This window comes from Microbacterium sp. Bi128 (assembly GCF_918698205.1).
On record NZ_CAKKMM010000225.1, the window covers coordinates 1 to 6,532 of the forward strand.

Below are 6,532 nucleotides of genomic sequence, written 5' to 3' on the forward strand. Positions count from 1 at the left end.
GTGATGAACAGGAAGCACGTCAGGTAGAACGCCCCCATCAGGATGCCGAGGCTGATCACGGCCTGGAACCCGGTCTTGCCGACGACCGCGGCGATCGCACCGAACGCACCGATCGGGGCCAGCCACAGGATCATGCCCAGGATGCGGAAGACCAGCGCCTGGAAGTTACGGATGCCCTCGACCATGCGCGCCCCGCGCTCGCCCATGCCCTGCAGCGCGAAGCCGACGAGCAGGGCGATGAACAGCGCCTGCAGGATGCTGCCGCCGGTGAACGCCGAGAAGAACGTCGTCGGAATGATGCCCAGGATGAACTCCTGCGTCGTGGTGGCCTCGGGGGCTGCCTCGTACGTGGCACCGGCGATGTTCAGCCCCTCGCCGGGGTGGATGATGTTGCCGACGACGAGGCCGATGACCAGCGCGAACGACGACATGACGAGGAAGTAGAGCATCGCCAGTCCGCCGATCTTGCCGACGGTCGAGGCCTTCGCGATGGAGCCGATGCCGACGACGATCGTGCAGAAGATCACCGGCGCGATCATCATCTTGATGAGGCTGACGAAGCCCTTGCCGAGGGGCTCGAGGCCCGTCGCGAACTGCGGGGCGGTGAGTCCCACGACGATGCCCGCGACGACGGCGAGGATGACGGCGATGTAGAGCCAGTGGTTGCGGTCGATCTTCTTACGCGGACGACCGTCGCGCGTGGTGCGGAGTGAGAGAGACATCGGCGACTTCCCCTTTTCCTAACGTCTTCGTTGAGTCCGGCGGGGTCGCCGGCGACGTGACGACTCTGCGGGAGCACCGACCCCGGGCCGAGTTGTGGTCGTATTGTTCACGGCAGACCGGAAAGGGCACGGCGTGCGATTGAGCGTGGGCGGACGGCTGGCGATGGTGTCGCTGGGCGTCGTCGTGCTGGTCGCGGGCGTCCTGGCGGCGCTCATGTCGGTCCAGCTGTCGGACTCCGGTCAGCGGGAGGCCGAGCAAGTGACGCGCTCGGTGGCCGAGACCCTCGCGCACGAACCGGAGGTGGCCGCGCTCGTGCGCGAGCGGGACTCCGACACGCTGCAGCCGATGGTCGAGGCGATCCTGTCGGACGCCGACCTGTCGTTCGTGACGATCATGACGCCCGACGGCATCCGGTTGACCCACCGCAATCGCTCCGAGATCGGCGAACCGTACCTGGGCTCGCGCGAGGAGGCGCTCGCGGGAAGCACGCACACCGAGGTGTACGGCGGCACCCTGGGACCCTCGGTCCGCACGATCGCGCCGATCCGCGCGGACGGCGCCGACGAGGGCGAGATCGTCGGCCTCGTCTCGGTCGGTGTCACCCTCGGCGCGGTGCAGGCCGATCTCGCCGCACGCGTGCCGCTCATCGTCACCGCCGCGGCCGGGATCGTGGGGATCGGCATCCTCGGCGCGCTCTACGTCCGCCGCAGCGCCCGCCGCGTCACCGGCTCGTACACGCCCCGCGAACTCGCGCGGCTCGTCGAGAGCTACGAGACCGTCCTGCACTCGCTGCGCGAGGGGCTCGTCGTCACCGACCACGAGGGCCGGATCGTGCTGTACAACGACGAGGCGGCCGACCTGTTGGGCCTTCCCCCCGCGACGACGGGGCAGGTGAGCCTGGACCCGCGGGAGATCGACATGGATGCCGCCCTGGCCGAGGCACTCGTGAGTGGCCGCCGCATGGTCGAGGAGACGGTCGTCACGGGCGATCGCGTGCTGCTGATCAACCAAGAGGAGGCGCGCGACCTGACCGGCCGCCGCGCTCCCGAGCGGGGGCGTGTGATGACCCTGCGCGACCGTTCCGAGCTGCAGGCGTTGCTCGGCGAGCTCGAGGGGGTGCGCACCCTGAGCGACACCCTGAGGTCGCAGACGCACGAGCACGGCAACCGTCTGCACGCGCTGCTGGCGTTGCTCGAGCTCGGCCGCATCGACGACGCGCGCCGGCTCATCGCGGCCTCCACCCAGGATCGGCAGGCGCTCGCCGACCGCCTGGTCTCGGGCAATGACGGCGCCGTCGTGGTGGCCCTGCTGCTGGGCAAGCTCGACGAGGCCGCCGAGCACGGCGTGACCCTCGACCTCGACGTCGAGGAGCCCACGCCCGCGCTGCCGCTCGCCCCGGCCGAGGCGGTGACGATGGTCGGCAACCTCGTGGACAATGCGATGGATGCCGCGGCCGCCGGCGCGGATCCGCGGTGGGTGCGCGCTTCCCTGACGCGAAGGGGTGCCGACGTCGCGATCGAGGTGAGCGACAGCGGGACGGGCTTCGACCCGAGTCTGGCGGACCCGTTCGCCTTCGGTGCGTCGACCAAGGATGCCGCGACCCCGGGCGGTCGCGGGGTGGGACTCGCCCTCGTGCGCGACATCGTCGCGGCCCACGGGGGCACCCTCCGCGTCACCGCCGACCCCACGACCGTGCGGGTCCTGCTGCCCGCTCCCGTCGAGGCGGTGCCCGCGTGATCCGTGTGCTCATCGTCGACGACGATGCCCTCGCCCTCGAACTGCACACCGCCTACGTCGAACGGCTGCCGGGATTCGTGGTGGCAGGTCAGGCCGCGGGCGCTCGCGCGGCCCTGACCGCGATCGCCGACCCCGACCGTCCGATCGACCTCGTGCTGCTGGACATGACGATGCCGGACGGCGGCGGACTCGACGTCGCCCGGCGCGTGCGCGCGATGGGCGCGGGCGTCGACATCATCGCGGTGACGGCGGTCCGGGATGCCGCGACCGTCCGCGCCGCGGTGTCGAGCGGCGTCGTGCAGTACCTCATCAAGCCGTTCACGTTCGCCGCCTTCCGCGAGCGCCTCGAGGCCTACCGCGCCTACGTCGAGGGGCTCGATCGCGCCGCCGGCGAAGCGACCCAGTCCGAGGTCGACGCCCTGCTGGGGACGCTCCGCACCGTCGCGCCGACGCTTCCGAAAGGCCTGAGCGACGAGACGCTGCAGGCCGTCGCCGAGCGGGTCCGCACCGCCGCGGCGGCGGTGTCCTCGACCGAGGTGGGCGAGCGCGAGGGCATGTCGCGTGTGACCGCGCGCCGCTACCTCGAGCACTTGGCCGACGTGGGCCGCGTGCGCCGCGAACCCCGCTACGGCGGCCCCGGCCGCCCCGAGATCACGTACGCCTGGGTCCGCGGCTGACGCCTCGCCCCCGCCCCGCGCCCAGATCACGTGATCTCGCCGACCGTACATGCGATGGCGTGCAACGCCGCGTCACTTCGGCCAGATCACGTGAACTGGCGGTGCCCCGCCCCCGCGCGACCCCGCGTCAGAGGCCGAACGCGGCGCGGACACCCTCGTTCACGACGACGCCCGCGCGGACGTTCAGGCCGCGCGCGAGAGCCGGATCGATGGATGCCGCGGCCTCCCAGCCCGCGTCCGCGATGCGGGTGATGTACGGCAGCGTCGCGTTGGAGAGGGCGCGCGTGGAGGTGTGGGGCACCGCCCCGGGCATGTTCGCGACGCAGTAGTAGACGGAGTCGTGGACGCGGAACGTCGGGGCGTCGTGCGTCGTGGCGCGCGAGCCCTCGAAGCAGCCGCCCTGGTCGATCGCGATGTCCACGAGCACCGAGCCCGGCTTCATCGCCGCGACCATGTCGTCGGTGACGAGCTGGGGTGCCGCCGCCCCCGGGATCAGCACCGACCCGATGACGAGATCGGCGTCGGCGAGCTGTTCGGCGATCTCGAGTCGGGTCGACGCGCGCGTCTGGATCGCGCCGCCGAAACGCTCTTCGAGCTGACGGAGCTTGGGCAGCGAGATGTCGATGACGGTGACGTCCGCCCCGAGTCCGAGTGCGTTGGCGGCGGCGTGCTCGCCGGCGACACCACCGCCGATGACCACGACCTTCGCCTTGGGGGTGCCGGGGACGCCACCGGGGAGGAGTCCCCGTCCGCCCGAGGCGCGGAGCAGATGGTGGGCGCCCTCGATGATCGACAGGCGACCGGCGACTTCGCTCATCGGCGCGAGGAGGGGAAGCGCCCGATCGGCCGTCTGCACCGTCTCGTACGCGACCGCCGTCGTCCCGGCCGCCATGAGGGCGTCGGTGAGCGGCCGGTCGGCGGCCAGGTGCAGGTAGGTGAAGAGCGTGAGGTCGGCGCGGAGGAAGCCGTACTCGGGGGCGATCGGCTCCTTGACCTTGACCAGCAGCTCGGCGCGCGCCCACGTCTCGTCGGCGGTGGCGACGATCTCGGCGCCGGCGGCGCGGTACTGCTCGTCCGAGAACCCGCTGCCCTCGCCGGCGCCCGCCTGGACGAGCACCTGGTGCCCGCGATGCACGAGAGCATCGACGCCCGCGGGCGTCATCGCAACGCGGTTCTCGTTGTTCTTGATCTCGGTGGGCACGGCGACGCGCATCGGTCTCTCCTCGAGGTGGTGGTGGCAGGAAGAATCGCAGGAAATGGTGTTTCCGTGACGTAAATCCGCAGAATCTTCGTGATGGATGCCATTCACCTCGGTATCGTCGGCATCCGAACGATTCTGCAGCGGAACGAACCGAAGGATCTGCGATGGCCGACGACGATCTCCATCCGCTCGACGCGCGGATCATCGAGCTGCTCTCCACCGATGCGCGCATGACCAATGCCGCCCTCGCCGACGCGCTCGGCGTCGCGGCATCCACCGCTCACACCCGGGTGCGGAGCCTCGTCGACCGGGGCCTCATCACCGGCTTCCACGCCGCGGTCGACCAGAGCCGGCTCGGGCGCGGCCTCCAGGCGATCGTCGGGGTCACCCTGCGGCCCGGCCAGCGGCACGAGAGCATCCGCGCGTTCGCCCAGGACGTGCGGAAGCACCCCGACGTCATCCAACTCTTCTTCCTCGGCGGGGCCGACGATTTCCTCGTGCACATCGCCGTGGACGACTCCTCCGCCGTGCGCCGCTTCGTCGTCGACCAGCTCTCGGCCCGGCACAGCGTGGCATCCACGCGCACGAGCATCATCTTCGAGTACCACCGCAACGCCCTGGCAGCCGACTTCGACTGAGCCGGGAGGTGGTCAGTCCCGCGCGAACGACTGCACGATGCCCTTCGCCGTGACCGGCTCGCGCCCGAGAAGGTCGCGCAACGCCGGATCGGTGCCGGCGAAGAAGCCGCCCGCCGCCGCACGGAAGATCCCCAGGGTGAATCGAGCGGCCCCGGCCGGCTGCCCGGCCGCGATCGCCCTCTGCACCCACTCGTCCTCGTCGACCGCCTCGACGCCCACCTCGCGGTGCGCGGCCTCGCCCACCCAGCGCGCGAGATCGGCGAAGCGCGGCGCGTCGGTCGCCGTCAGCACCACCGGCCCCGTGGGCAGGTCGTCGCGCACGAGGAGCAGCGCCGCCGCCTCCGCGGCGTCTTCGCGCGAGGTCCACGACACCGGTCCGTCCGCGGGCACCGACACCACACCGGTCTCGCGCCACGGGCCGAGCATCCACGCGAGCGTGTGCGCGTAGAAGCCGTTGCGCAGGGCCGTCCAGGGCAGGCCGGAGTCGGCGAGCAGGGCCTCGGTCGCGGCGTGATCGCGCGCGGGGGCGAACGGCGACGCCTCGTGGGCGCCCTGGTGGCTCGTGTAGAGCACGTGACCGACGCCCGCGGATGCCGCCGCACGAACGGCCGCGGCGTGCAGGGCGACCGCATCGGCACTCTGGTCGTTCGACGACACGAGGAGCAATCGGTCGGCACCCTCGAACGCGGAGGGCAGACCCTCGGGATCCGCGTAGTCACCGCGTCGGACGGCGACCCCGCGGGTGGCGAACCGCTCGGCGCGCGCAGGATCGCGAACGACCACGGTGAGCTCCGATGGGTCGACGTTCTGCAGCAGGTGGTCGACCGTGCGGCCGTTCAACGCACCCGTGGCGCCAGTGATCGTGATCATTGTCATTCCTCTCATGTTATCAGTGGAAACACCGAGAAGGTAGCACTGATTACCGTCGATAACAAGTCGCTGTTATCGTCCTCACATGGCTTCCTCGACCCCCCGCGACGATGTGAGAGAACGGATCATCGGTGCCGCCGCCGATCTCCTGAGGGACGAGGGATCGGCCGGCGTGACGACCCGCGCCGTCGCGGAGCGCGCCGGCGTGCAGGCTCCGACGATCTACCGCCTGTTCGGCGACAAGGACGGTCTGCTCGACGCGGTCGCCGAGCAGGCAATGGCTCGGTTCAGTGCTGCGAAGGTCTCCGCGCTCTCTCCCGCGTCAGCGCCGGCAGACCCCGTCGACGAGCTTCGGCACGGCTGGGCCGAGACCGTGCGGTTCGGACTGGAGAACCCCGACCTCTACGTCATCCTCAGTGATCCTCGGCGCGGCCGCGACTCGCCCGCGCTCGCGACCGGCACGCGCGCGCTGGCCGAACGCGTGCGCCGCGTGGCCGCGGCGGGGCGTCTCCGTGTCCCCGAGGCTCGGGCCGTGGCACTGATCCACGCCGCCGGCACAGGGGTCATCCTGTCACTCCTCGAGGAGCCGGTCGACGAGCGCGATCCCGAGCTGGCCGAGACGCTCTTCGGCGCCGTGCTCGACCGCATCCTCGTCGAGGCGGAGGAGCCCTCCCCCGACCCCGCGC

At 71.2% G+C, this 6,532-nt stretch carries 7 protein-coding genes; 4 read left to right on the forward strand and 3 right to left on the reverse strand.

Features of this window, described 5'->3' with window-relative positions; translation table 11 throughout:
• Positions 1-722, reverse strand: a 722-nt coding sequence (locus tag LQV45_RS15325) for a cation:dicarboxylate symporter family transporter (RefSeq protein WP_230007775.1), incomplete at its 3' end; no start/stop codon positions are given.
• A gap of 133 nt (positions 723-855) precedes the next feature.
• Between LQV45_RS15325 and LQV45_RS15330 the strand changes: the two genes are divergently transcribed.
• The gene (locus LQV45_RS15330; protein ID WP_230007776.1) at positions 856-2,460 is read left to right on the forward strand and encodes an ATP-binding protein; all 1,605 of its coding nucleotides are present in this window, start codon (positions 856-858) and stop codon (positions 2,458-2,460) included.
• Complete coding sequence (locus tag LQV45_RS15335; RefSeq protein ID WP_230007777.1) at positions 2,457-3,137, forward strand: response regulator; 681 nt, start codon at positions 2,457-2,459, stop codon at positions 3,135-3,137. Before LQV45_RS15330 ends, LQV45_RS15335 begins: the two co-directional genes overlap by 4 nt.
• A gap of 127 nt (positions 3,138-3,264) precedes the next feature.
• Here LQV45_RS15335 and ald read toward each other — a convergent pair whose 3' ends face one another.
• Positions 3,265-4,350, reverse strand: coding sequence for an alanine dehydrogenase (gene ald, locus LQV45_RS15340; RefSeq protein ID WP_230007778.1), 1,086 nt, complete (start codon positions 4,348-4,350; stop codon positions 3,265-3,267).
• A 152-nt stretch (positions 4,351-4,502) separates the two neighbouring features.
• Here ald and LQV45_RS15345 point away from each other — a divergent pair, with 152 nt between their 5' ends.
• The gene (locus LQV45_RS15345) at positions 4,503-4,976 is read left to right on the forward strand and encodes an Lrp/AsnC family transcriptional regulator (protein WP_230007779.1); all 474 of its coding nucleotides are present in this window, start codon (positions 4,503-4,505) and stop codon (positions 4,974-4,976) included.
• Between the two features lie 12 nt (positions 4,977-4,988).
• On the opposite strand, the gene LQV45_RS15350 is transcribed toward LQV45_RS15345, so the two are convergent.
• The gene (locus tag LQV45_RS15350) at positions 4,989-5,846 is read right to left on the reverse strand and encodes an NAD(P)H-binding protein (RefSeq protein WP_230007780.1); all 858 of its coding nucleotides are present in this window, start codon (positions 5,844-5,846) and stop codon (positions 4,989-4,991) included.
• An 85-nt stretch (positions 5,847-5,931) separates the two neighbouring features.
• Here LQV45_RS15350 and LQV45_RS15355 point away from each other — a divergent pair.
• The coding region (locus tag LQV45_RS15355; RefSeq protein WP_230007781.1) for a TetR/AcrR family transcriptional regulator at positions 5,932-6,532 on the forward strand (601 nt) is incomplete at its 3' end.

Coding starts and splice junctions, on each gene's coding strand:
- LQV45_RS15345 (WP_230007779.1), top strand. CDS start 4,503: ATGGCCGACGACGATCTCCATCCGCTCGACGCGCGGATCATCGAGCTG.
- ald (WP_230007778.1), bottom strand. CDS start 4,350: ATGCGCGTCGCCGTGCCCACCGAGATCAAGAACAACGAGAACCGCGTT.
- LQV45_RS15350 (WP_230007780.1), bottom strand. CDS start 5,846: ATGATCACGATCACTGGCGCCACGGGTGCGTTGAACGGCCGCACGGTC.